Source organism: Vibrio sp. R10-SG3-ISO3, assembly GCF_059834225.1.
On sequence record NZ_JCBDHE010000059.1, the window covers coordinates 39,368 to 65,062 of the forward strand.

Consider the following 25,695-nt stretch of genomic DNA (forward strand, 5'->3'; position numbering starts at 1 on the left):
CTGAGAACTAAAGTTAAAGTAAAAGCGACAAAGGAGTGACTTGTGCGCGCGCTCGCAGTATCCCTTTCTAGTGCCCTATTCGCATTGTGGTTCGCCGTGAGTGTTTACGCCACGGCTGAAACCAATAATGGTGAAGTGAATAATGATGAAGACAATAAGATTGTCAAAATTGCCGCAGGTGAGTGGCCACCTTTTATTGGCCAAGAGTTAGAAGAATTCGGTTTTGTCGGAAAGACCATTGAGCAGGCGTTTGCGACACAAGGCTATCAAGTCGAATTCCACTTCTTTCCTTGGAAACGGGCCTACAAAGAAGCGAGTGAAGGCGAATTTGTCGCCACCGCGATCTGGATGTTTGCCCAAGAGAGAACCGAACATTTTTATTTCAGCGAACCAGTGGCACAGGAGGAATTTGTTTTCTTTCATCGCAAAAGTGATGACTTTTCTTGGCAGCGTTTAGAAGATTTAGAGGGTAAACACCTTGGCGGTGGGCTGGGCTACAGCTATGGTGAAGAACTGGATGCACTGATCGAGGATGGGCATGTCACCATACATCGGGTCGCCGACCCTACCAAAGCGTTTCAATTTCTCAAATATCGCCGGGTTGAGCTCGTGCCAGAAGAGAAACACATCGGTCTATCTACGCTCAACAAACTCCCCTATGAAACCCAGGCTCTGATCAGTTTTCACCCTAAGCCATTTTTGACTAATAGTAATTATTTGATGTTCTCCAAAGCGCACCCCGATGGAGAAAAGCTGCTGCGTGTATTCAATCAAGGCTTGAGTCAATTAAAGGCCAGCAGCAGCGAGTAAATCACACCACGCGATTTTGCTCTCGACCGTCAAGAAATGCGTCGATGTTATCAATAAGAATGTCGGCGAGTTTCTGAATCGCGGAGTCGCTACCCCAAGCAACGTGTGGTGTAAGCAGCAAGTTTGGGAGCGAAATATTCGCCAACAAAGGGTTACTCTCATCGGCTGGCTCACTCGTGAACACATCGACCCCCGCCGCCCCTATCTGACCAGACGTCAACGCCGACACCAATGCCTGTTCATCAACCAATCCCCCTCGCCCAGTATTGATCAATATCGCGCTCGATTTCATCATGCCCAGCTCTGGCTCACCGATGAGGTGAAAGGTCTCATCACTCAGTGGACAGTGCAAACTCACCACATCCGCTTGAGAAAGCGCCGCCTCAAACGGGACATAGCCCTCACGGCACTGATCTTCACCCTTACGCTCAGCAAAGATCACGTGCATACCGACCGCACTGGCCAGTTGCGCGGTAGCGCGTCCTAATGCCCCGCCGCCCACAATCGCAAGGGTTGCCCCCGCTACATCCCTTATCGGGTGGGTAAAAAAGCAGAACTGCTTGTTGCGCTGCCACTCCCCTTGGGCAATGTCGTGATGGTAGGCACTGAGGTGACGACTCAAGCTAAAGATCATACCCAGCACGTGCTCAGGTACCGATTGGGTGGCGTAACCTTGAACGTTGGTCACAGCAATGCCCAAGCGGCGACACGCTTCAATATCAAGGTTATTGTATCCTGTCGCCGAGACGGCGATGAGTTTGAGTGAAGGAAGCTGCGTAAGCACCGCTTCATCGAGTACCACCTTATTGGTGATCGCGACAGTGGCGCCTTGCAGGCGCTCAACTACTTGTTCTGGTGCGGTGAAGTCGTAAGCTTGCCAAACGTGCGGATGGCGAGGGGTTGGCAAGGTGATTTGACTTGGAATGGTGGCTCGGTCAAGAAAAACAAGGTTGGGCAGCATAAGGTCTCCTTCAACTGCCCACTCTGTGTCACCGATTATGGTTTGGGCAGTGTTTTATAATCGGGTAATTTTCGCACAGGATCGAAATAATCAAACAGCATCTCTTGCGCCTCGGGATAGAAGTCACAAGGAACAAAAATACTTTTCAGACAATGACTGCGTGGATGATAAAAGCTCAACTCCGCCGCGTGAAGGGCTAAGCGCTCCGAACAGAGCAGCGCCTCACCGCTGGAGTAGAACTCATCACCGACAATCGGGTGGCCGAGCGCTTGCATATGAACGCGCAGTTGATGAGACCGCCCCGTCACCGGCAACAAGCGCACGATGGTGGTTTTCTCTTCTCGTTTCTCCACTTGGTATAAGGTTTTTGACGGTTTACCTGTCTCTAAACACACTTTCTGCCGCGGGCGATTTGGCCAGTCACAAATCAGCGGCAGATCAATGACGCCCTCTTGCTCACTCACCTCTCCCCATACTCGTGCATAGTACACTTTGTGTGTGAGACGAAACTGAAACTGCTTCTTTAACGCACTTTCTGCGCGTTTGTTTTTTGCTAATACCATTAAGCCGGAAGTAGACATATCTAAGCGATGCACCACTTGAATATCCGGGTGCGTCTCTTGCAGTCGTGACCACATGCTGTCGCGATGAGCAGGATCGCGCCCAGGCACAGACAGCAGTCCTGACGGTTTATTGACCGCAAGGATATGTTCATCTTCAAAAACAACCTCCACCCAGGGTTCCCTTGGTGGGGTGTACTCCAGCATGGCCATAAACACTCTCAACTACAATGAATTCCGGCGAAGTATACCCGAAGCCACTCGCAAGGGCACCAGTCTGGCATTTTTTGTCGATTATTAACGCTTGAAAAGAAAGTCTCACTCAAAGTGTAAAAAATATATGACAGACAAAACAAATGTGTTATTCCTTAACAACCTTGACAGGTAATAAATACAATAAAACACAACATTTCACCCATAGGCAGTAGTATGGAAAGTATCACTTCAGCGCCCCCGAAGGCGCGTTTCTCGTTAGCCCACCTTATTCGCTCGTTAGGCCCAGGCATTATGATGGCCGCCGCTGCAGTCGGAGGCTCTCACTTAGTCGCCTCCACCAAAGCGGGCGCCATTTATGGCTGGCAGTTGGCGGCGCTCATTTTGCTCGTCAACGTATTCAAATACCCGTTTTTTCGCGCCGGTGTGCAATACACTATGGGCACCGGCACCAGTTTAGTCGAAGGCTACTCAAAACTTGGCAAACCATACTTGTGGCTGTTTGTCGGCTTAAGTGCGGTCTCCGCTGTGGTCAACACCGCTGCACTGCTGATGTTTAGCGCTAGCTTGCTCGCCTATTTCGTACCCTTTGATCTCTCGATGTCCGTGCTCAGTATCCTTATACTGAGCACCTGTTTAGCGATTTTATTTGCAGGCCAATACAAGGCGTTGGATGCGTTATCGAAAACCATCATGGCGGTTCTAACCATTGCCACACTGCTCGCGGTGTGCATCGCATTGGGTAAACCTGCCGAGCCCGTCGTGGGCTTCGAATCCCCCTCGCCTTGGACATTAGCCGCAATCGGATTTCTCGTTGTGACCATGGGTTGGATGCCTGCACCGATTGAAATTTCCAGTATCACCTCAATGTGGCTAAAAAGTCAGTGTAAGCAGCAAACGGTGACGCCGCGCTCTGCGCTGTTTGATTTCAACGTGGGCTACATAGGGACAGCGCTGCTGGCGATTGTCTTTCTTTCCTTGGGCGCTTTGGTGCTGCATGGGACAGGCGTGGAGCTTTCAAGCTCTGGTGTCGGCTTCTCGCATCAGTTGGTTGGGCTCTATGCAACGACCATTGGTGAGTGGTCACGCTACTTGATTGCTGTGATTGCGTTCTTCTGTATTTTTGGAAGTACGATCACCGTGATTGACGGTTATGCGCGTGTGTTGTCTGAATCTCAACGTTTAGTGCAAAAGCAACCAGACATGAAGAACGGCGTGACGTTGACTTGGATGGTGATCATCTCTGCAGCAGCGCTTGCCATTATCTTGTTTTGGGCCAAAGCGCTACTGCCAATGCTCAATTTTGCGATGATCCTTGCCTTTGTCACGACTCCATTTTTCGGTTTACTCAACTACATTCTAGTGACCAAAACCGATCTGCCTAAGCCGCTCGCAATGACATCCTCTCTAAAGTGGCTCTCCATCGCCGGTCTGATTTATCTGTTCGGCTTTTTGGCGGTCTTTATTTGGTGGAAATGGCTTCTTTAGTCATCGGTTTCGTCATCTTTATTAACGATCAAAAAGGCCCTCAACGTTGAGGGCCTTGTACTAATGCGTTGCTCGCGTTGCGATCACTTAGTTGTGCGCGACGACAATCATACGCAGTGAGTCGAGTTGGTATTGCGCTTGGCGGATGTAACCGGTCAGCGCGGTAATCTGCTCATCAATCGCTTCAATCTCTTCATCACGAATGTTCGGGTTCACCGCTTTCAGGGCCTGCAAACGCTCAAGCTCGCCATTTAGACTCGATTGCATCTCTTTTTGCGCTTGCTCGCGTACGGCTTCCACTTTTTCGACCACCAGCTTGTCACCTGCGGCAATCAGCTGATGCACCTGCGCCTGTACCGAAGAGACCAGTTTAGCCGCAATATGGCGGCCGACCGGGCTGAGCTGACGGTTGAAACTGTCAAACTCCACTTGCGCCGATAAATCATTGCCTTTGCCATCAAGCATGATGCGAATCGGCGTGGTCGGTAAGAAACGGCTGATGCCGGTACGTTTGGGCGCTTGCGCATCCACTTTGTAGATCAGTTCAAGCAGCAGCGTCCCTACGGGCAGAGCCTTGTTTTTCAGCAGTGACACCGCACTGGTCCCCACGCCCTCACTCATCAGCAGATCAATACCGCCTTGAATCATCGGGTGTTCCCAGCTGATAAAGTGCATGTCCTCACGAGACAGCGCCGTATCACGGTCAAAGGTGATGGTTGCGCCTTCGTATGGCAGCCCTGGGTAACTGGGCACCATCATGTGCTCAGAAGGGGTGACCACGAGCGCATTTTCGCCTTTGTCGTCTTGGTTAAGACCAATGGTATCAAACAGGCTCAAGGCGAACGTGACAAGATTCGTATCGCCATCGGTCGCGGCAATCGTATCGACAATCGCTTGCGCTTTCTCACCGCCGTGCGAGTGCATTTCAAGCAGACGGTCACGCCCTTGCTCCAGCTCCGCTTTGAGCGCTTTGTTCATTGCCGCAGATTGAGCAATCACATCATCCAACTCACTAGTATCTCCACTGGCCAGCATAGTAATCAGCGCATCCGACACCTTGTCGTACACCATGCGACCGGTTGGACAGGTTTGGGCAAACGCATTCAAACCTTCATTAAACCAACGCGCCAAAATCGCTTGCGAGGTGCCTCCAAGGTAAGGGACATGAATATCGATATCGCGCTGCTGACCAATACGGTCTAAGCGACCGATGCGTTGCTCAAGTAAGTCTGGGTTGAACGGCAGATCAAACATCACCAGTTGGTTCGCAAACTGGAAGTTGCGCCCTTCAGAGCCAATTTCGCTACAGATGAGAACCTGCGCGCCTCCCTCTTCTTGGGCAAAGTATGCCGCCGCTTTGTCGCGTTCTAAAATCGACATACCTTCATGAAATACCGTGGCACGAATGCCTTCACGCTCGCGCAGCGCTTGTTCCAGTTGCAGCGCTGTACTGGCGCGAGAGGCGATCACCAACACCTTTTCACTGCGTTTTTGCGTGATCTTCTCAAGTAACCAATCAACGCGACTATCAAACTGCCACCAGCTTGATTCGTCACCTTCAAACTCTTGGAACAGCTCTTCAGGGTAGAGATTTTTCAGCGCACGCGCTTCTGGGCTCATCTTGCCGCCAATCATGCCAGAGACCCGCATCGCCGTGGTGTATTGGCTCGGAATCGGCATCGGCACCAAATGCACATTACGCACTGGGAAGCCTTTGATCGCTGCACGCGTGTTACGAAACAGCACGCGCCCCGTACCATGACGATCCATCAAATTATCAATCAACTCTTGACGTGCGGCGGCAATCGCCTGGTCGTCACTGTTGCTCTCGATAATACGAAACAGTGGCTCAACATCTTGCTCAGATAAGAGCTCGGTGATCTGGTTTTTCGCCTCATCCGCCAAGGATTCGCCAGAGAACAGAGCGCTGACCGAATCGGCCACCGGGGCGTATTGCTGCTCTTCTTTGACAAACTCGTCATAGTCAAAGAAGCGATCCGAGTCGAGCAATCTCAAGCGTGCAAAATGGCTTTCACGACCTAGCTGTTCAGGTGTCGCGGTGAGCAGGAGTACACCAGGTGTACGCGCAGCCAAGCCTTCAATCACCTGATATTCACGGCTCGGTTGCTCTGGGCTCCACTCTAAATGGTGCGCTTCATCGACCACTAAGAGATCCCAATCGGCGTCAAGCGCTTGCTCGAAGCGCTTACGGCTCTTGCGTAGAAAATCGAGTGAACACAGCACATATTGCTGGGTATCGAATGGATTATCGGCTTCCGCGAACGCTTCAATGCAACGCTCTTCATCAAAGATAGAGAAATGCAGATTGAATCGACGCATCATCTCCACCAACCATTGATGCTGAAGCGTTTCTGGCACCACGATCAAAATGCGTTCCGCTCGACCCGCCAGCACTTGCTGGTGGATGATCATGCCCGCTTCAATGGTTTTACCTAGGCCCACTTCATCGGCCAACAACACGCGCGGCGCGTGACGACGCCCCACTTCATGGGCGATGTAAAGCTGATGAGGGATCAAGCCTGCACGCATACCACATAAGCCGCGCATTGGGCTCTTGTGCTGCTCATATTGGTTCATCAGTGCACGATAACGGAGCACAAAGTTGTCCATGCGATCGATTTGACCGGCAAACAGCTTATCTTGAGGCTTGTTAAAACGAATCTGGTTGCTGAGCATGATTTCACGCAGCTCGACGTCTTTATCGTCGTTGTCTTCACGCGTACCGATGTAGGTCAGCAGCGACTGCTCCTCAACCACTTGCTCAATGCGCAATGACCACCCTTGTTGGCTATCCACAACATCCCCTGGGTTAAACGTCACACGAGTCACCGGCGCATCATTGCGCGCGTACACGCGATTCTCTTCGGATGCGGCAAACATCAATGTGACCGTTCTAGCATCCAGTGCGACTACAGTACCTAAACCTAAATCACTCTCTGTATCGCTGATCCAACGCTGGCCCAAAGCAAATGTCATCTATCGACTACCTCTTTCAATCGGTCTGTTGTGAGTCGGGGTGCGGCTTATTGATGATAGTGTAGACAATGATTCCCATCATCCCAACCAACAATCAAGATCTGCCCCCAATGCGCCGCTAGAACAGGACTCAAGCCTTTTCCAGCCACACATAAAAAAGGTCGCTAATGGTACTCGAAGCTGTGATATTGGTCACGCACAAACACCTCAATTCTCAACAAATTTTTTGCCACTCTCTGGCTGACATCAAAGTGTAAAAAAGAAGTGGCATTTCTAAAGTGGAAGAGATGGAAACTGACTTATACTTTAAGGGCAGGTGCATCTCTGACAATGGGTTAGCACCTTGGTACTTTCTTGGCTTTACCCCTAACTCGGCACAAGAAATGCAGCCCATTGAGAGAGCGGTACAGTGAACCAAACGGTCAGCACGAAAAACGCTGACTCACTACGTTGATGATCCACTCGGGTTTGTAGCGACGCCTTGTTAGGCGGCATGTTGAATGGACAGGGCAACGCCTAAGCCATGTCAGCTTCCTGCTCACAGAAGGTGTCACTGCAAAATGACTGCAAGTTACCTCACACAATGAGGATACACCTGACATGGCGCACACGCCGTGCTGCGTATGACAGGTAAGCAAGCCGCGCTGCGGCAAGGAGACGCTTATGGGTGATACGGAACGGAAACTCTTCGTTTTAGACACCAACATCCTTCTTCATGAACCTCACGCAATCTACTCATTCCAAGAGCACGATGTCGTCATACCGATGACGGTCCTCGAGGAGCTCGATAAAATCAAAGACAGCAAACGCGATGTGGCTCGCGACGCCCGTGTCGCCATTCGCGCGCTCGAAGCACTGTTTAAAGACGCCACGCCCGATGAAATATCAGAAGGGATCCCCATCAACCGCGATAAAGAAAGCACAGGTCACATCGCCATTTTGGCGGATTTCGAACTGCAAGAAACCGTCAAAGCCTTCGCAGACAAAGCCGGTGATAACCGCATTCTCAACGCCGTACTCTACTTACAAAACAAGCGTGCGCCGCGAGAAGTGATCCTCATTACCAAAGACATCAACATGCGTTTACGCGCCAAAGGGGCGGGAGTACGTTTTGTTGAGGACTATCGCACCGACCAACTGATCGATGATGTCCAATACCTCACCAAAGGTTACCAACAGATCGAAGGGGAGTTTTGGAGCAAGGTCGATGAAGTCGACAGCCAAACCATTCACGGCCGCACTTACCACACATTGCCGCGCGAGCCGTTTGAACCCACTTACATTAATCAATATGTCTTGGACGATTCGAGCGACTTTGCCGGTCGAGTCGAGGACATCACCAGCGACAAGATCACCATTAAAGATCTCAGCCGGGAGCGATTAATGCACCGTAAAGCGTGGGACATCACTCCAAAAAACATTTACCAAGGCATGGCCCTTGATGCGCTACTCGATCCCAATATCGATTTGGTCATACTGACGGGTTCTGCGGGCAGCGGGAAAACCTTGTTGGCGCTGGCCTGTGCGCTTGAGCAGACGATCGAAAAAGGCATGTTTGATAAAATCATCGTCACCCGAAACACGCCCGATATTGGCGAGTCAATCGGCTTCTTGCCCGGCAGCGAAGAAGAGAAGATGATGCCTTGGCTCGCGGCGGTCACCGATACCTTGGAAGCGCTGCACAAACATGATCACTGTACGGAGGGATCGCTCAAGTACATTTGCGACAAAGCCAACATCCAGTTCAAGTCGATCAACTTCATGCGCGGGCGCTCCATTCAGAATGCGTTCGTGCTGCTGGATGAGTGCCAAAACCTCACGGCGTCTCAAATCAAAACCATCATCACCCGTTGTGGCGAAGGGACGAAAATTGTCTGCTCCGGTAACTTAGCGCAGATTGACTCCCACTACCTCACGCCGGTGACCTCGGGGCTTACCTACATGGTCGAGCGATTTAAAAACTTTGAAGGCAGCGCCAATATTCACCTCAACGGAGTGGTGCGCAGTCGCTTGGCAGAATTTGCAGAAGAGAACTTATAACCTCACTAAGCAGTCCTGTCACTCACAACCACATTAAGCATTAATAGTCACAAAAAGCGGGATATTATCTATATTCCGCTTTATTTTTAAAATAATTATTCACAAACAACCATCAGGTATGTTTAACTATTGGCAAATAATGAATACCGATTCAAGGACTGGTGTATGGCTTTTAATCTTCGTAATCGTAACTTTCTCAAGCTGCTTGATTTTACCCCCAAAGAGATCCAATTTTTGCTCGACCTTTCTGCGGATTTAAAGAAAGCGAAATATGCCGGGACGGAGCAAAAGAAGCTCGTGGGTAAAAACATTGCCCTTATCTTTGAAAAGTCATCGACACGAACTCGCTGCGCGTTTGAAGTCGCCGCGTTTGATCAAGGCGCGCAAGTCTCTTACATCGGCCCATCGGGTTCACAGATTGGCCATAAAGAGTCAATGAAAGACACCGCGCGCGTACTGGGTCGCATGTACGATGGCATTGAATATCGCGGTTTTGGTCAAGCGATCGTCGAAGAGCTGGGCCAATACGCAGGCGTACCGGTTTGGAATGGTTTGACCGATGAGTTTCACCCGACGCAAATTTTGGCCGACTTCCTTACCATGCTCGAACATGGACGAGGAAAACAGTTACACCAAATGCGCTTTGCTTACCTCGGTGATGCACGCAACAACATGGGCAACTCTTTGATGGTTGGCGCTGCCAAAATGGGCATGGACATTCGCCTAGTCGCACCGAAAGATTTTTGGCCCGAGGCTGAGTTGGTGGACACTTGTCAAACCATCGCTGCGCAAACAGGGGCAAGCATCACATTGACCGAAGATGTGGCGCAAGGCGTGGAAGGTTGTGATTTCCTTTACACCGACGTTTGGGTGTCGATGGGTGAAGCGCCTGAAGCGTGGGATGAACGCGTGGCCAAAATGACCCCGTATCAAGTCAATGCGGCAACGCTTGAAAAGACCGGCAACCCGCATGTCAAATTCATGCACTGCCTGCCCGCTTTTCACAACGATGAGACCAACATTGGCAAACAAGTGGCCGAGAAATATGGCATGAACGGCCTCGAAGTGACCGAGGAAGTGTTTGAATCTGAGCACTCGATCGTCTTCGATGAGGCAGAAAACCGAATGCACACCATTAAGGCTGTGATGGTCGCCACATTGGGCAGCTAGGATCGAACACAGATCGACACAAAAAACCGCGATGCAATCGCTTGCTCTGCGCAAAGTTCGGCGTATAATGCTCGGCAATTTGTCTGGAGATAGTGAAATATGTCACGTCGTTGGTGTGTTACAAAGCGTGTTACTGCACATAAGCAAACTGGCTTATTGATGCGACGTTTCTCTATCTTCATTGATTTGTAAAGCCTCCCGTTATGGGGGGCTTTTTTATGCCTAACACTTATTCTTTATACCTAACGCATATTATTCATGCCTAACGCATATAACTGGGAAGATGATTATGACAAACTCGCTTTACAACAAGCACATTATCTCCATTCCTGAGCTTTCACGTGAAGAGCTGGAATTGATTGTCAAAACCGCAGGTCAACTCAAAGCTGAGCCAAACCCAGATTTAATCAAAAATAAAGTGGTCGCGAGCTGCTTCTTTGAACCCTCGACACGTACTCGACTCTCATTTGAGACTGCGATTCAACGTATTGGTGGCGACGTGATTGGCTTTGACAATGGCGGCAACACCTCTCTGGCGAAAAAAGGCGAAACCCTAGCTGACTCCGTGCAGGTCATCTCCTCTTATGTGGATGCGTTTGTGATGCGCCACCCTCAAGAGGGCGCGGCGCGTCTAGCGTCAGAGTTTTCTAAAGGTGTACCTGTGATCAATGCAGGCGATGGTGCCAACCAGCACCCGACGCAAACCTTGCTCGATCTCTTCTCGATTGCCGAAACCCAAGGCCGTTTAGACAACCTCAACGTTGCCTTCGTCGGTGATCTTAAATATGGCCGCACGGTACACTCGCTGACTCAAGCGCTGGCGAAATTTGATAACGTTCGCTTCTTCTTTATCGCACCTGAAGCGTTAGCGATGCCTGATTACATCTGCGAAGAGCTCGAAGAAGCCGGTATTCGATTTAGCCTTCATACCGATATGGAAAGTGTCATCCCTGAGCTGGATGTGCTGTACATGACACGCGTGCAAAAAGAGCGCTTTGATGAGTCTGAATACGCCCACATCAAATCGGCCTACATCTTAACGGCAGCCATGCTTGAAGGCGCACGTGACAACTTGAAAGTGCTTCACCCGCTGCCACGCGTCGACGAGATCACCGTGGATGTCGATAAAACACCCCACGCGTACTACTTCGAGCAAGCTGAAAACGGCGTCTATGCTCGTGAAGCGCTACTCGCCCTTGTCCTTAATCCAGACCTTTAATCGCAGGAGACTCCCATCATGGCAAAAGAAAAACAGTTGCAAGTTGAAGCCATCAAAAACGGCACCGTGATTGACCACATTCCCGCGAAAATGGGCATCAAGGTTCTGAAGCTATTTTCAATGGATAAGTCAAACCAACGCGTGACCGTTGGGTTGAACCTCCCTTCCTCCGCACTGGGCCATAAAGATCTGCTCAAGATTGAAAACGTCTTTATCAGTGAAGAGCAAGCCAACAAACTGGCGCTGTACGCCCCTCATGCAACCGTCAATCAGATTGAAGATTACCGCGTAGTGAAAAAGCTCGCTCTTGAGCTTCCACGTCAAGTCAACAATGTGTTTGCCTGCCCGAACAGCAACTGCATTACCCACAATGAACCGGTAGAAAGCAGTTTCGCGGTAATTGAGAAAAAAGACGAGTTTCGCCTTAAGTGTAAGTACTGTGAGAAAGTGTTCTCACGCGAAGTGGTCACTGAGCGCTAAGCTCACTCAAAGCTTAGTCATTTCATCCCCGCCGCTGCGGGGATGTTTCTTTACCCTTCATTTTTTCTTTACTCTTCATTTTTCTTTACCCATCAAGGGATTCACGGCACACTGCTCTATTAAGCGAACGCCTCACTCGTCGAGCACTCGGCCCTGTAAGCGTTACTATCTCATCAGCTAAACACTCATTCAGGAAGAGAGACATGACCAAAGTACTTCATACAGAATCAGCACCAGCAGCGATTGGCCCATACGTACAAGGCGTTGACCTTGGCAACATGGTTCTGACCTCGGGCCAAATACCAGTCAATCCTGCAACCGGTGAGGTCGCAGAAGATATTGCCGCTCAAGCACGCCAATCACTAGAAAACGTCAAAGCCGTAGTAGAAGCATCAGGCTTGACGGTATCAGACATCGTGAAGATGACGGTGTTTGTCAAAGATTTGAACGATTTTGGTACGGTGAACGAAGTGTACGGTCAGTTTTTTGATGAGCACAACGTCGCCAACTACCCTGCACGCTCTTGTGTAGAAGTGGCACGTCTACCCAAAGATGTCGGGATTGAAATCGAAGCGATTGCGGTGCGCAAATAACGGCAATGTTCAGGTTGCCTTAGGGGACTCTAACCTGGGGAACTCTAAACAAAAAGCGAGCCTAGCCCGGCTCGCTTTTTCGCTTTTATTAGCCGCAGATGTTGCTCGGCAAGAGGGTTGATTAGCAAGATTAAGTAAGGGAGAAGATGGGCCCTTCCCCAAGCGCGTCATTCATTCGCCGTACGACTCTCGCACATTGGCAAGCTCACTCACCAGCGCCGCGAACTGAAAGCCTGACTTTGGATCTTGGATTAAGGCGATGTTAGTCTGTCTGTCGACCACCAAAACTTCGCCTCGCCCCTCAGCGCATTCGACCATCATACCTTTTGTAACTTGACACACGTCCATTGGGTGACTCCTCTTTTTTGCCTGTTTACGAGAAGTGCCATCGTCAGGATCACCGTCAGACGCGACAAATAAAAACGGCCTCACAAGGAGGCCGCTCAAATCAGAGTGGTTGGTCGTTATTTCACGAACTCAACACCGGTTTGGATATCACCGTTTAGTGTCTCTAGCATGCCGTCAAGCGCGTCTTTCTCAAACGCACTGAGCGCACCGTAGCTAAGCACTTCTTCAACACCCTCTTTACCCAGTTTCACTGGTTGAGCAAAGAATGGGGCGTGCTCACCATCACCTTCAACGTACGCGTACTCGATGACTTCTTCACCTTGCAGTGCTTTCACCAACGCAAGGCCGAAACGACACGCAGCTTGGCCCATAGAGAGCGTTGCGCTACCGCCACCCGCTTTCGCTTCAACCACTTCTGTGCCTGCGTTTTGAATGCGTTTGGTGAGAGCGGCCACTTCTTCGGCGCTAAATTCCACACCTTCTACTTGAGACAGTAGCGGAAGAATCGTCACGCCAGAGTGTCCACCGATCACCGGTACACGCACTTGACCTGGATCTTTGTCTTTCAATTCAGCCACGAAGGTTTCAGAGCGAATCACGTCCAGTGTCGTTACACCAAACAGACGACGCTTGTCGTACACGCCCGCTTTTTTAAGCACTTCAGCTGCGATAGGCACTGTCGTATTCACTGGGTTAGTGATGATGCCCACTAAGGCTTTCGGACAGACCACCGCGATCTTTTCTGCCAACGACTTAACGATACCTGCATTGACGTTAAACAAATCGGCGCGATCCATACCTGGCTTACGAGCCACACCTGCAGAAATAAGAACAACATCGGCACCTTCAAGTGCAGGTGTTGGATCTTCACCGGCGTAACCTTTGATAGACACAGGCGTTGGGATGTGGCTTAGATCCGCAGCTACACCCGGCGTCACTGGCGCAATGTCATACAAAGCCAGATCGCAGCCTGCAGGAAGGCGGTTTTTCAGTAAAAGGGCTAGGGCTTGACCGATGCCACCAGCGGCACCAATAACAGCTACTTTCATTGTAGTTCTCCTTGAGATGGATCTCTTATATGTATCTTGTAGGGTATTCTGTACTCAGGTGTGTCCAAGCTAAACCAATCACATCCTGATTACAATCAATTAACGTCAGCTTTGCGACCTTGCGCAATCCACTATTAACGTGCTACAAATTTCACGCGCATTATCCCCTGTTCTACCTTGTATGACAAAGGGTTAAGCCCTCTTTTGTCTTTGGCGTTTTTCGCCAGTTTACAGTGATACGCTAGACAGAATTTCAGCTTTTCCATAGCTATAACTGCATAGCTATGCGAGAATATTCACTTCCTGTATAGACACTACTGGTGGAAGAAACATGCGCCATTCAGAAAAACAAGATAGCTTAGTGAGAGCGTTCAAAGCCCTATTGAAAGAAGAGCGATTTGGCTCGCAAGGTGACATCGTTGATGCACTGAAAAATGAAGGGTTTGACAACATCAACCAATCAAAAGTCTCACGGATGCTGACTAAGTTTGGCGCAGTGCGTACTCGCAACGCCAAAATGGAGATGGTCTACTGCTTGCCCGCCGAACTGGGTGTCCCTACCGTTTCAAGCTCACTGCGTGAGTTAGTGCTCGATATCGATCACAACGAGGCCTTAGTCGTGATTCACACAGGTCCAGGCGCGGCGCAGCTGATTGCCCGTTTGTTGGACTCTTTAGGCAAAGCAGAAGGTATTTTGGGCGTTGTCGCCGGTGATGACACCATCTTTATTACCCCAACGCTGAGCATCACGACCAAGCAACTGTTCAAATCAGTGTGCGAATTGTTCGAGTACACTGGCTAACGTTTCATATTATTGACGCTTTTGATGATCGCGCTGACGCTCATTCAGCGTGATCTGTATCACATCCTGATTAAAATCCAACAACCCCGACAAAGTAACCGTAAGCAATTGATTTACTGAAAAAATAATCACAGAACAATCCCTATACATTCTCCTCACAATCAGCCCAAATCGCTACATTAGTTAACATACGTGTAATTATGTGCCAATTTTTTGGTATTATTCAGCCACTTTTTCAACATACGGATTGAAAAAGATGCCGTTTCCAGTAAGAGGAAACGCCCAAAGCAACTACACTTGCTAAGGGGCTAATAATGAATAAGGAAGGGAAATTCATGGCATTGAACAAACTTATTAAAGTCGGTGCGATTGCAGCTGCTGTAATGGGTGCTGGCGCCGTTAACGCACAAGAGTTCATCACAATTGGTACAGGTTCGGTTACGGGTGTTTACTACCCGACGGGCGGCGCTATTTGTAAACTGGTGAACAAAGGCCGTAAAGAACACAATATTCGTTGTTCTGTAGAATCAACCGGTGGTTCGATCTACAACGTCAACACCATCCGTGCTGGTGAGCTGGATTTTGGTATCGTTCAGTCTGACTGGCAATATCACGGTTACAACGGTACAAGTAAGTTTGCTGAACAAGGCCCGTACAAAGATTTACGCGCTATGTTCTCTCTACACACCGAACCATTCAACATCATCGCACGCAGCGATGCGGGCATCGACAACGTGTCTGACCTAAAAGGTAAGCGCGTAAACATCGGTAACCCGGGTTCTGGCGACCGTGCAACCATGGGTGTGGTCATGGAAGCCATGGGTTGGACCAACGACGACTTCAAATTGGCGTCTGAGCTAAAAGGCTCTGAGCGTTCTCAAGCGCTGTGTGACAACAAAATTGACGCGTTCGTTTACGTTGTGGGTCATCCAAATGGATCGATCAAAGAAGCGACCACATCATGTGATGCGAAGCTAGTGTCTGCAACGGGCGAGAAAATCGATGCCATCGTCGCAAACAACCCTTACTACGCATACAGCACAGTACCTGCCGGCATGTACCGCGGCACTGAAAACGACGTAAACAGCTTTGGTGTGGCAGCGACTATGGTGACCACAGCCAACGTGTCTGACGACGTCGCGTACAACGTAGCGAAAGCGGTATTTGAAGATTTCGATACCTTCAAGCGCCTACACCCTGCGTTTGCAAACCTGAAGAAAGAAGACATGGTGAAAGCTGGTCTTTCTATCCCTCTTCACCCAGGTGCAGAGAAATACTACAAAGAAGTTGGCCTACTGAAATAAGCCACTTTGTACAAACCCGGGACATGGCGCTCGGGTTTGTAGCGCCCGTATAAGGGCCGCTCCCAATGTCTCTTTTAGGGTTTCACATTTTTGAAACCCTTCTTCGTTTTATAGTAATAACCCAACGGTACTGAGAATGCAGACCTCGCCGCGCATGGCACGTCGACGATGCAATCAAGGTCACTCTTCCCCACACAATGCCAATACGCTGGGCGGCGCGTGGGCAGGAATAAAGCAATATGGCTTCTTTTCGCTACACTGAAAGAGGCCAATAAAGATTCTGACTGCGACTGACGTCGTGACCGAATGAATCATTTATAACAAGGATAAAGACCATGTCGAAGACAACCACTCCGTCTCCTGATGTGCAAGAAATGGTTGCCCAAGCCGATACTGGCGCGCGTGCCCCTAGTGGCATCGCCGGACGTATCTTATGGTTTGTGCCGCTTTGTTGGTCACTCTTCCAACTTTGGTATGCCTCACCTTTGCCGTTTATTTTCAATTTTGGCGTACTGAACGACACCGAAGCTCGTTCCATTCACCTCATGTTTGCGGTTTTTCTTGCCTTTACTGCCTATCCGGCCATGAAAAACTCTCCGCGCGATACCATTCCCGTGGTGGACTGGTTATTGGCGCTGGCAGGTAGCTTTTCTGCTGCCTACATCTACTTGTTCTACACCGAGCTCGCGGGTCGCTCTGGCGCTCCGACCACCTTAGATATTGTGGTTGCGGTCACTGGGATGATTTTGCTCCTTGAAGCGACACGCCGAGCACTTGGGCCACCATTGATGGCGGTAGCCGCGGTATTTTTACTCTATACCTTCGGCGGTCCTTACATGCCAGACGTTATCGCTCACAAAGGGGCGAGCCTCAATAAAGCCATGTCCCACCTTTGGCTCACCACCGAAGGCGTATTTGGTGTGGCACTGGGCGTCTCGACCTCGTTTGTTTTCCTTTTCGTCCTCTTTGGGGCCATGCTTGAGCGCGCTGGGGCAGGCGCTTACTTTATTAAAGTGGCCTTCTCGCTACTTGGTCACATGCGTGGTGGCCCAGCAAAAGCCGCCGTTGTCGCTTCTGGCCTATCAGGCTTAGTATCGGGCTCTTCGATTGCCAACGTAGTGACCACAGGAACCTTTACCATCCCACTGATGAAACGTGTTGGCTTCCCTGGCACCAAAGCGGGGGCCGTGGAAGTGGCTGCCTCGACCAATGGTCAGTTGACGCCACCAATTATGGGTGCGGCGGCATTCTTGATGGTGGAGTACGTCGGGATCTCTTATGTCGAAGTGATCAAAGCAGCGCTGCTACCGGCGCTGATCTCCTACATTGCGCTGATTTACATCGTTCACTTAGAAGCGTGTAAAGCGGGCATGACAGGCCTACCTCGTCGTCACAATCCGACCTTAGTTCAAAGCCTGCTGTCGTTTACCGGTACCATTTTGGGTCTATGTATCATTAGTGCCTTGGTATACTACGGCGTGGGTTGGACCAAAGATGTCTTTGGTGCTGCGGCGACGCCGATTGTCACTGTCGCCCTACTGGTCGCCTACGTGGCTTTGGTTAAGATCTCCGCCAAGTACGCGCACGAAGGCGCCATCGAGATTGATGCTGAACTGACCGAAGTGCCCGATCCCGGCCCAACGGTGAAATCTGGCCTGCATTACCTGCTACCCATTGTGGTCCTAGTGTGGTGTTTGACGGTGGAGCGCTTCTCTCCAGGTCTGTCCGCGTTCTGGGCGACCGTGTTTATGATCTTTATCTTGATCACCCAACGTCCATTAATGGCGTTGATGGCGAAACAGAGCAATCTGCTTCAGCCGGCAAAAGAAGGCTTCGTCGATTTGGCTGAGAGTCTCGTCTCTGGTGCGCGCAACATGATTGGTATCGGCGTCGCCACGGCGGCAGCGGGTACGGTCGTCGGTGTGGTCACCTTAACCGGTATTGGCCTCGTCATGACAGACTTTGTCGAGTTCATCTCCGGCGGTAACATCATCTTGATGCTACTGTTTACTGCCTTGATCAGTTTGATCTTGGGCATGGGTCTTCCGACGACGGCAAACTACATTGTGGTCTCTACCCTGATGGCTCCCGTTATCGTTACCTTGGGCGCGCAGCACGGCTTGATCATCCCACTCATCGCAGTGCACTTGTTTGTGTTCTACTTCGGCATCTTAGCCGACGATACGCCACCGGTCGGTTTGGCGGCGTTCGCAGCGGCAGCCATTGCCAAATCGGATCCTATCCGTACTGGTATTCAAGGCTTTACCTACGATATTCGAACCGCGATATTGCCGTTTATGTTCATCTTCAACACGCAACTGCTGTTGATGGGGATTGATACCTGGTGGCATCTCGCCTTAACCATCATCTCCTCCATTATTGCGATGTTGATATTCTCCGCCGCGACACAAGGTTGGTGGTTCACCAAGAACAAATGGTGGGAAACGGTACTGCTACTGGTGCTGACCTTCTCCTTCTTCCGCCCTGGTTTCTGGTGGGATATGTTGTACCCAGCGAAAGTTCTTTCACCGGGTGTTGAGGTGGCTCAAATTACTGAAACACTAAAAGTGGGAGAATCGCTCGAATTACGAGTCTCAGGGGAAACTCTGGAAGGGAATATCGTTGAGAAGACGGTACGCTTGCCTTTCGAAGATGACGCGAAATCAGCGGACGATCGCCTTGCCTCTATGGGTCTGATGCTAACCGAAGACGCAGGCAAAATGATTGTTGATATGGTCGAGTTTGGCAGCCCAGCGGAATCGGCGGGCATTGACTTCGATTGGGAGATCCAATGGGTAGTCCAGGATGCCGATCGTCCAATGAAGGAGTGGGTATTTGTCCCTGCTCTGCTTATTTTGATCGCCATGGGTCTCAACCAGAAAAAACGAGCTCGTAAGGAACAGCTTGGCGCCTAATAACACTCATACCAAGCAAAGCCGCGCTCTCTAACGAGCGCGGACTTTAGCGGGTATCAATCAGAGAACTAAACATGTACAAACAAATTCTTGTTCCCGTTGACCTCAATGACAAAGGCTTCTGTGACCGAGCCGTCGAACTGGCAGTCTGGCATGCGAAACACTCGAACGCAGAAATTCACCTGCTGAACGTGCTTCCGGGCATTCACATGTCGATGGTCGCCACTTACTTCCCCAAAGATGCGGCGAAGAAAATGAAGCAAGATGTCGAAACGCAGCTCAAGCAGTTCGCGGCACAACACATTGATGAAGACGTGGTGTACAAAGCCCATGTGGCAGAAGGTAAACCCTACAGCACCATTTTGGACTACGCTGAAAAGCTGGGGGCGGATCTCATCATCATGCCAAGCCACAAGCGTTCAAAAATTGATAAGGTGGTGCTAGGCTCTGTGGCAAGTAAAGTCGTACAGAACTCTCCGATTAACGTTATGGTCGTTAAGCCAAACGCGTAACCGGCGCGCCGCGTTGCGAAACGTCTCCTTTTATCAATAGGGCCCTCAACAGAGCGCCCTTTTTCTTTCCCTTTATTCTTTCTTCTTTCCCTGTTCAACTCCCAGCCCTGAGTCACTACGGCTTGTTCAATAGTTTTTACCTATTGAATTTATCGAATTGTCCAATTTTCTTTAATGAAAATAATTATCAATAATATCTCTATCGACACAACAGAGCATTGGACTTCACCATGAAAAAGACACTGACATTCGCAGCCTTGCACTTTACCATTGCGTTTAGCGTCGCCTACCTACTGACCGGTGATATTTTAATTGGCAGTCTAATCGCGATGATTGAACCTATGGTTAACACCGTCGCCTTCTACTTCCATGAAAAGGCTTGGCAGACACACCCAGCGCTTCGTAAATTAGCCAAATCGACTGGGATTAAAACCACTAGCTTCGCCAGCGTGCACTTTAGCGTCGCGTTTACGGTCGCGTATTTGATGACGGGTAGCTGGTTGATTGGCGGCATCATGGCGGCCATTGAGCCAAGTATCAACACGGTGGCCTACTACTTCCACGAAAAAGTGTGGCAGCGCCAAGACGCGAATTGGCAATGCCACCACGGTGCACACGCATAACGAACAAGGGCCGCTCAGCGGCCCTTATTGCTATCGAAACAAATTCGAGTTACGAAGCCCCTACGCCCCGCGCACTGGAAAATGCGTCACGCACAATGACTCACTTAGCCCCAATTCAAAGTGTTGCTTCTGGCCATCGAGCCCCACTTCCAATGCGTATAGGTGCGCTGGATTGGGATCGTTCACATCATAGTAAACAGGCGCTTCGACTTGAAACAGCGCACTGACCGACTGCGCGCGCACATCCAACGGCAAGTGATAGGTCATGCCATTAAATTTCACCGACGCTGAGACGAGCCCCGCGTTGTAGGTGTGATAATGCAGCGAGACCAGCAATTCGCAGCCGCCGCCATGATGCCATATCTGCTCGGTCGCCACGTGTTCTAAACGTACGTGACGAATAAACTGCAAATACGGCGCATGCCAAATGCCCATTCTCGGATCCGATAAACGTTGATTATCGCTCCCTAGCGGACAAACCTCGCCTTCGGCCTCTTCAATCAACGGCTCATCTTCTTCTAAAAACAGTATCTCAAATCGATTTCGTCCCGCTTGCAAATAGGGACGGATCTCTTTTCGAACCTCACTTTGGCTCCCATCGCAATCAAACAGCGCGACACCATTGAGTCTGACTTCAGCATGGTAATCGATGCCCGACATCACCAAATCCACCGCAGGGAAGGCTAGCATGGCCTCATCGACCTCAATATCGTGCATCAAATGCCACTCTTGCTCAGCAATCTGTTCCTCGCTCATGTCGTCTGGCAACACGGCGCTGAGTGGATTCGGGAACATAAGATCGTCTTGAGGAATAGAGAGATCCGTGAGAGGAGAAAGTTGCCATAAGCCGGCAAGAGATAACTGCATGGGTACGCCGATGATTTATTGAGCCAGATCAATGTCAGTGATTATAAAGCGTAAAAACAACAATGCCAGTCTTGAGACTGGCATTGAAAACAGGCTGAGCGCTGTGAACGTGAGACGACTCTCAATTACTCGTCGTCATCCTCTTCATCATCTGGGTACAAGGCGTCTTCGCCTTCGTAGTAGGTGCCCCATCCATCGTAGATGATGTCGTATTTTTCAGCGAGGTGAACCAACTTCTCTACTTGCGCATCAATGGCTTCTGCGTTTAGTGCTGATTCCATGGTGGCGTCGCAGCACAACAGTTTGTTGCCGTCTTCGTCTTCGGTCTCTTCCGCTTCTAATACTTCAAAGCCCATTTTGAATGCTTCCACTACCGCTTTCTCTAGGGTGTCGAAATCTTCAGCAAACAGGTGGTGTTCAATCTCATATAAAGAATCTGGATCACTGCCGTCTTCGAGTAACGCTTGAATGATGTCGCGAGTCTCTTCTTTTTGAATTTCAATTAACTCTTCAACTGATAGATATTCATCTTCATGAGACATAAAGTGTGCTCCAGATAGTAACAACATTGATCAAAAAATAACGCACCGGACTATGACACGGCTGTGCTAATAATACCACCTAGAATCGACTTTGATCCCGTACTTTCTCTGTTTGCTGCGCTTTCACGCCAGATCATCGAACTTATTAACACTTTTTTATCATTTTGCTGTTTTGGTGTTTTGTGTCGAGGGCGACGATCACGTCAGATCATTCACAATGCGTGTTTATGAGGTGGATCTGAATAGCGCCGAGACAAGTAAAACGAACCTAAACCTCATATTTAGTCATAAAAACTGACTAAATGATGCATATCCATTCAGTATAATCTAACAAACTTCCCGCTGCGCTCTAGCACCGAAAACGCATAGTCAGTCACAATCATGTGAATTTCTCCAAATTCACTCATTAGACATAAAAGCCGCAAACAACGAGCATTAAAGACATATATATAGAACATAATTACATTTGCAGAATTAATGGTTACAAAGTGCGCTTGCATCTTGATAACATTCTTGCCATAAATACGCTCTGGAATTCTGTGTAAGGAAGCAAAATGAGTAAGTTGTACGTAGGCTCTGAAGTTGGCCAATTAAGACGAGTCCTGTTAAACCGACCAGAGCGAGCACTGACTCACCTCACGCCATCAAACTGCCATGATCTGCTGTTTGACGATGTCTTGGCGGTTGAAGCCGCAGGCGAGGAGCATGACAAATTCGCTCAGACACTTCGCGATCAAGGTGTGGAAGTCTTACTCCTGCACGACTTGCTGGTTGAAACGCTCGCCGTCCCACCAGCCAAAGAGTGGTTACTCAATACACAAATCTCCGACCTACGTTTTGGTCCTATCTTCGCCAGAGATTTGCGCCACTACTTGAACGACATGGACAACGAGCACCTCGCGACCGTATTGCTCGGTGGCTTGGCCTATTCTGAGCTGCCGATTCGTTCGTCTTCTATGATGCCTAGCATGCATCGACCTTTGGATTTCGTCATTGAGCCCCTGCCCAACCACCTCTTTACGCGTGATACCTCATGCTGGGTTTACGGCGGCGTCTCACTCAACCCTATGATGAAGCCAGCCCGTCAGCGTGAAACCAACCACCTGCGTGCCATTTACCGCTGGCATCCAGTGTTTGCGGGGCAGGACTTCATTAAATACTTCGGTGATGAAGATCTTCATTACGACAACGCCAATATTGAGGGCGGCGATGTGTTGGTGATCGGCAAAGGCGCGGTGCTGATTGGCATGTCTGAGCGCACGACACCACAAGGGGTTGAGAACCTAGCGGCGACCTTGTTTAAACATGGCCAAGCCAAAGAAGTGATCGCCATTGATCTTCCCAAACATCGTTCGTGTATGCACCTCGACACCGTCATGACTCATATGGATGTTGATACCTTCTCTGTCTATCCAGAGATCATGCGCAAAGATCTGGAGACGTGGCGTTTAAGTGCCAAAGACGATGGCGAGATGCAGGTCGAGAAAGTACCGAGTTTCGTTCACGCCATTGAACAAGCGTTAGGGCTCGATTATCTGAAAATCATCACCACAGGCGGCGATAGCTATGAAGCCGAACGTGAGCAGTGGAATGATGCCAACAACGTCTTGACGGTGAAACCAGGCGTGGTGATCGGTTACGAGCGCAACGTCTACACCAATGAGAAGTACGACAAGGCGGGCATTGAAGTGTTAACCATTCCCGGCAATGAACTCGGCCGCGGCCGCGGCGGAGCGCGCTGCATGAGCTGCCCAATCGAGCGTGACGGCATTTAAATCCGCCCCAAACAAAAGTGCCTAGTTTTAGAGATTTTCTCTCAAAACTAGGCACCCAACCACTCTCTAGGAACTAGGATCTAGAAACTAGGCACTCATCCTACTCCGTCCCACCAACCGTCAACGCATCCAGCTTCAACGTCGGCTGACCAACGCCAACCGGCACACTTTGCCCCGCTTTGCCACACACGCCAACGCCACGGTCGATACTGAGATCGTTACCGACCATGGAGACTTGCTGCATCGCTTCAATGCCGGAGCCAATCAACGTCGCCCCTTTGACTGGGCGCGTGATCTTGCCGTCTTCAATCAAGTACGCTTCCGATGCGGAGAACACAAATTTACCCGAGGTAATGTCCACCTGACCACCGCCGAAGTTTGGTGCGTAAAGGCCTTTTTTCACCGTTGAGATAATCTCTTCAGGCGTGTGCTGACCCGGTAGCATGTAAGTATTGGTCATGCGCGGCATAGGTAGATGAGCATAAGACTCACGGCGACCATTACCGGTCGGCGCTACCCCCATCAAACGTGCGTTGAGCTTATCTTGCATGTAACCTTTCAATACGCCGTTTTCGATTAAGGTGTTGTATTGACCATGCACGCCTTCGTCATCCACGTTGAGTGACCCACGCAGATCTTTCAGCGTGCCATCGTCAACAATAGTACAAAGATCCGAGGTGACTTTGTCGCCCACTTTGCCACTAAAGACCGATGACTCTTTGCGGTTGAAATCGCCTTCCAAGCCATGACCGACCGCTTCATGAAGCAGCACTCCTGGCCAACCCGAGCCCAGCACCACCGGCATCATACCCGCAGGCGCGGCATCCGCCTCTAGGTTGACCAACGCCATGCGAATCGCTTCATCTGCGTATTGATACGCCACTTGCACGCCATCGCTGTCACTTAAGAAGAAATCGTAACCAAATCGGCCACCGCCGCCTGCACTGCCACGTTCACGGCGCTCGCCGCGCTGCGCGAGTACACTGATTGACAGGCGCACCAACGGACGAACATCACCAGCGTAGGTGCCGTCTGTTGCCGCAACAAGCATCTGCTCATGGACACCGCTCAGGCTCACCGACACTTCTTTGATCAGTGGCTCTTTGGTACGAATGTAGGCATCGATCTGTTTGAGTAGCGTCGTCTTTTGCTCTTTCTCCCAACTGTCTAACGGATTGACCGCCGCATAGATGTGTTGGTTGTCAATGCGCTTGAACGCTTGTACCTGAGCATTTTGCCCTTGCTTGGCGATACCGCGCGCTGCGACCGCGCTCTGTTTCAAGCCCTCAAGCTGAATTTGGTCGGAGTAAGCAAAACCGGTTTTCTCGCCTGAGACCGCTCGCACACCCACACCGCAATCGATGTTAAATGAGCCATCTTTGATGATGCTGTCTTCCAAAACCAGTGACTCATGCCAACTGGATTGGAAGTAGATATCGGCGTAGTCAATTTGACGAGTCGCGATGCTCGCTAGCGTCTGTGCGACGTCACTTTCGCTCAGCCCAGCTGGTTTCAACAAGGCATCTTCTACAAGGTTAATGGTCATACTTCGCTCTTAACGTTAATGGTTTGACGAGTCGACAGGCATCGCTTATCGAACCGGAATGAATTGATTGTCGAATCGTGAATGTTGCCCAACGGGCATTGTGCTTCGACAGCTTGCGACCTGTTTTATGTCAATCTCGACGACAAGGTTATCGACCTCACGCGCCAGCGTCGCCACCACTTCGCCCCAAGGGGAGATGACCATAGAATGGCCCCAGGTTTCTCGGCCGCCGTCATGTGTGCCCGTCTGATTGACCGCCAGTACCCAAGATTGGGTTTCAATCGCTCTGGCTCTCAATAGCGCTTCCCAGTGCGCTTGCCCTGTCACGGCAGTAAACGCCGCTGGGACTAAAATCAGCGTCGCGCCGCGTCTGACAAGCTCATTATACAACTGGGGAAAACGCACATCATAACAGATGGATAAGCCAAGGTGGCCAAAGGGCGTGTCGAGTGTGACGATCTCCTCGCCGGGCGTGAAGGTTTCGGATTCGCGGTAACGTCCGTGACCATCGGCAACATCGACATCGAACATATGCAGTTTATCGTAGTGGCCGACAAGGCGTCCGGTGCGGTCGAACACCACAGAGGTCGTGGTCACGCCATTGGCCGTGCGGATCGGCATACTGCCGATGACTAACCACACGCCCCACTGCTGCGCCATGGCGGCAAGCGCCGATTGTAGCGGGCCATCACCTAAAGGTTCAGCATGCTTGTGATAATCCGCTCGCTGACCAAACACCAGTGCGTTTTCCGGGGTAACCACAAGCTGCGCCCCCGCTTTCGCTACCGCTTCAACCTGCTTGGCGATGTGGGCCAAGTTGTCTTGCGGATTCGGGCCTGAGGTCATCTGAATCAGTGCAACTCGTTCCATGAGTCTTCTCC

22 protein-coding genes are annotated in these 25,695 nt (G+C 50.3%); 13 read left to right on the forward strand and 9 right to left on the reverse strand.

Annotation, left to right across the window (positions count from 1 at the left end):
- Positions 1–96: 96 nt before the first annotated feature.
- Positions 97–810 carry a substrate-binding periplasmic protein gene (locus AC6R1A_RS17650; protein WP_500633972.1) on the forward strand — a complete coding sequence of 238 codons (714 nt, stop codon included), beginning with the start codon at positions 97–99 and terminating at the stop codon, positions 808–810.
- A gap of 1 nt (position 811) precedes the next feature.
- On the opposite strand, the gene AC6R1A_RS17655 is transcribed toward AC6R1A_RS17650, so the two are convergent.
- Together AC6R1A_RS17655 and AC6R1A_RS17660 are read right to left on the reverse strand one after the other, a co-directional pair.
- On the reverse strand, positions 812–1,771 hold the full coding sequence (locus tag AC6R1A_RS17655) for a D-2-hydroxyacid dehydrogenase (protein WP_500633963.1): 960 nt from the start codon (positions 1,769–1,771) through the stop codon (positions 812–814).
- Positions 1,772–1,806: 35 nt separating this feature from the next.
- Positions 1,807–2,544 carry an RluA family pseudouridine synthase gene (locus tag AC6R1A_RS17660; protein WP_500633962.1) on the reverse strand — a complete coding sequence of 246 codons (738 nt, stop codon included), beginning with the start codon at positions 2,542–2,544 and terminating at the stop codon, positions 1,807–1,809.
- 216 nt (positions 2,545–2,760) lie between these two features.
- Here AC6R1A_RS17660 and AC6R1A_RS17665 point away from each other — a divergent pair, with 216 nt between their 5' ends.
- On the forward strand, positions 2,761–4,032 hold the full coding sequence (locus tag AC6R1A_RS17665; protein WP_500633961.1) for an NRAMP family divalent metal transporter: 1,272 nt from the start codon (positions 2,761–2,763) through the stop codon (positions 4,030–4,032).
- 87 nt (positions 4,033–4,119) lie between these two features.
- On the opposite strand, the gene rapA is transcribed toward AC6R1A_RS17665, so the two are convergent.
- Positions 4,120–7,029: an RNA polymerase-associated protein RapA gene (gene rapA / locus AC6R1A_RS17670; RefSeq protein ID WP_500633960.1), complete on the reverse strand. Its 2,910-nt coding sequence runs from the start codon at positions 7,027–7,029 to the stop codon at positions 4,120–4,122.
- 663 nt (positions 7,030–7,692) lie between these two features.
- Between rapA and AC6R1A_RS17675 the strand changes: the two genes are divergently transcribed.
- From AC6R1A_RS17675 to AC6R1A_RS17695, 5 genes are all read left to right on the forward strand, one after another.
- Positions 7,693–9,069, forward strand: coding sequence for a PhoH family protein (locus AC6R1A_RS17675; protein WP_500627080.1), 1,377 nt, complete (start codon positions 7,693–7,695; stop codon positions 9,067–9,069).
- 165 nt (positions 9,070–9,234) lie between these two features.
- Positions 9,235–10,239, forward strand: coding sequence for an ornithine carbamoyltransferase (locus AC6R1A_RS17680; RefSeq protein WP_500633959.1), 1,005 nt, complete (start codon positions 9,235–9,237; stop codon positions 10,237–10,239).
- 289 nt (positions 10,240–10,528) lie between these two features.
- Positions 10,529–11,458, forward strand: a complete 930-nt coding sequence (pyrB, locus tag AC6R1A_RS17685) for an aspartate carbamoyltransferase (RefSeq protein ID WP_487901764.1) — start codon at positions 10,529–10,531, stop codon at positions 11,456–11,458.
- 18 nt (positions 11,459–11,476) lie between these two features.
- Positions 11,477–11,938 carry an aspartate carbamoyltransferase regulatory subunit gene (pyrI, locus tag AC6R1A_RS17690; protein WP_500633958.1) on the forward strand — a complete coding sequence of 154 codons (462 nt, stop codon included), beginning with the start codon at positions 11,477–11,479 and terminating at the stop codon, positions 11,936–11,938.
- Between the two features lie 203 nt (positions 11,939–12,141).
- Positions 12,142–12,531 (forward strand): RidA family protein, encoded by a 390-nt coding sequence (locus AC6R1A_RS17695; RefSeq protein ID WP_500627084.1) that lies wholly within the window; start codon positions 12,142–12,144, stop codon positions 12,529–12,531.
- Positions 12,532–12,702: 171 nt separating this feature from the next.
- Here AC6R1A_RS17695 and AC6R1A_RS17700 read toward each other — a convergent pair whose 3' ends face one another.
- Positions 12,703–12,879: a hypothetical protein gene (locus AC6R1A_RS17700; RefSeq protein ID WP_487901766.1), complete on the reverse strand. Its 177-nt coding sequence runs from the start codon at positions 12,877–12,879 to the stop codon at positions 12,703–12,705.
- Positions 12,880–12,995: 116 nt separating this feature from the next.
- Complete coding sequence (gene mdh / locus AC6R1A_RS17705) at positions 12,996–13,928, reverse strand: malate dehydrogenase (RefSeq protein WP_334555058.1); 933 nt, start codon at positions 13,926–13,928, stop codon at positions 12,996–12,998.
- A 331-nt stretch (positions 13,929–14,259) separates the two neighbouring features.
- Here mdh and argR point away from each other — a divergent pair, with 331 nt between their 5' ends.
- From argR to AC6R1A_RS17730, 5 genes are all read left to right on the forward strand, one after another.
- Positions 14,260–14,730, forward strand: a complete 471-nt coding sequence (argR, locus tag AC6R1A_RS17710) for a transcriptional regulator ArgR (protein ID WP_334555057.1) — start codon at positions 14,260–14,262, stop codon at positions 14,728–14,730.
- 335 nt (positions 14,731–15,065) lie between these two features.
- Complete coding sequence (locus AC6R1A_RS17715; protein ID WP_334555056.1) at positions 15,066–16,034, forward strand: TAXI family TRAP transporter solute-binding subunit; 969 nt, start codon at positions 15,066–15,068, stop codon at positions 16,032–16,034.
- Positions 16,035–16,369: 335 nt separating this feature from the next.
- Positions 16,370–18,949, forward strand: coding sequence for a TRAP transporter permease (locus AC6R1A_RS17720; protein ID WP_500633957.1), 2,580 nt, complete (start codon positions 16,370–16,372; stop codon positions 18,947–18,949).
- 74 nt (positions 18,950–19,023) lie between these two features.
- A complete protein-coding gene (locus AC6R1A_RS17725; RefSeq protein WP_334555054.1) occupies positions 19,024–19,461 on the forward strand; it encodes a universal stress protein in 438 nt (145 codons plus the stop codon).
- Positions 19,462–19,691: 230 nt separating this feature from the next.
- Positions 19,692–20,084: a DUF2061 domain-containing protein gene (locus AC6R1A_RS17730; protein ID WP_334555053.1), complete on the forward strand. Its 393-nt coding sequence runs from the start codon at positions 19,692–19,694 to the stop codon at positions 20,082–20,084.
- A gap of 60 nt (positions 20,085–20,144) precedes the next feature.
- Here the strand turns inward: AC6R1A_RS17730 and AC6R1A_RS17735 are convergent, their stop codons facing one another.
- Both AC6R1A_RS17735 and rraB read right to left on the reverse strand, forming a co-directional pair.
- Positions 20,145–20,951, reverse strand: a complete 807-nt coding sequence (locus AC6R1A_RS17735; RefSeq protein WP_500631215.1) for a glycosyl hydrolase 2 galactose-binding domain-containing protein — start codon at positions 20,949–20,951, stop codon at positions 20,145–20,147.
- Between the two features lie 125 nt (positions 20,952–21,076).
- Positions 21,077–21,493, reverse strand: a complete 417-nt coding sequence (gene rraB / locus AC6R1A_RS17740; RefSeq protein WP_334555051.1) for a ribonuclease E inhibitor RraB — start codon at positions 21,491–21,493, stop codon at positions 21,077–21,079.
- Positions 21,494–22,047: 554 nt separating this feature from the next.
- Between rraB and arcA the strand changes: the two genes are divergently transcribed.
- Positions 22,048–23,268 carry an arginine deiminase gene (gene arcA, locus AC6R1A_RS17745; RefSeq protein WP_487901770.1) on the forward strand — a complete coding sequence of 407 codons (1,221 nt, stop codon included), beginning with the start codon at positions 22,048–22,050 and terminating at the stop codon, positions 23,266–23,268.
- Between the two features lie 100 nt (positions 23,269–23,368).
- On the opposite strand, the gene tldD is transcribed toward arcA, so the two are convergent.
- Together tldD and AC6R1A_RS17755 are read right to left on the reverse strand one after the other, a co-directional pair.
- On the reverse strand, positions 23,369–24,814 hold the full coding sequence (gene tldD, locus AC6R1A_RS17750; RefSeq protein ID WP_500631213.1) for a metalloprotease TldD: 1,446 nt from the start codon (positions 24,812–24,814) through the stop codon (positions 23,369–23,371).
- Positions 24,815–24,859: 45 nt separating this feature from the next.
- A complete protein-coding gene (locus AC6R1A_RS17755) occupies positions 24,860–25,684 on the reverse strand; it encodes a carbon-nitrogen hydrolase family protein (protein ID WP_500638726.1) in 825 nt (274 codons plus the stop codon).
- Positions 25,685–25,695 lie beyond the last annotated feature (11 nt).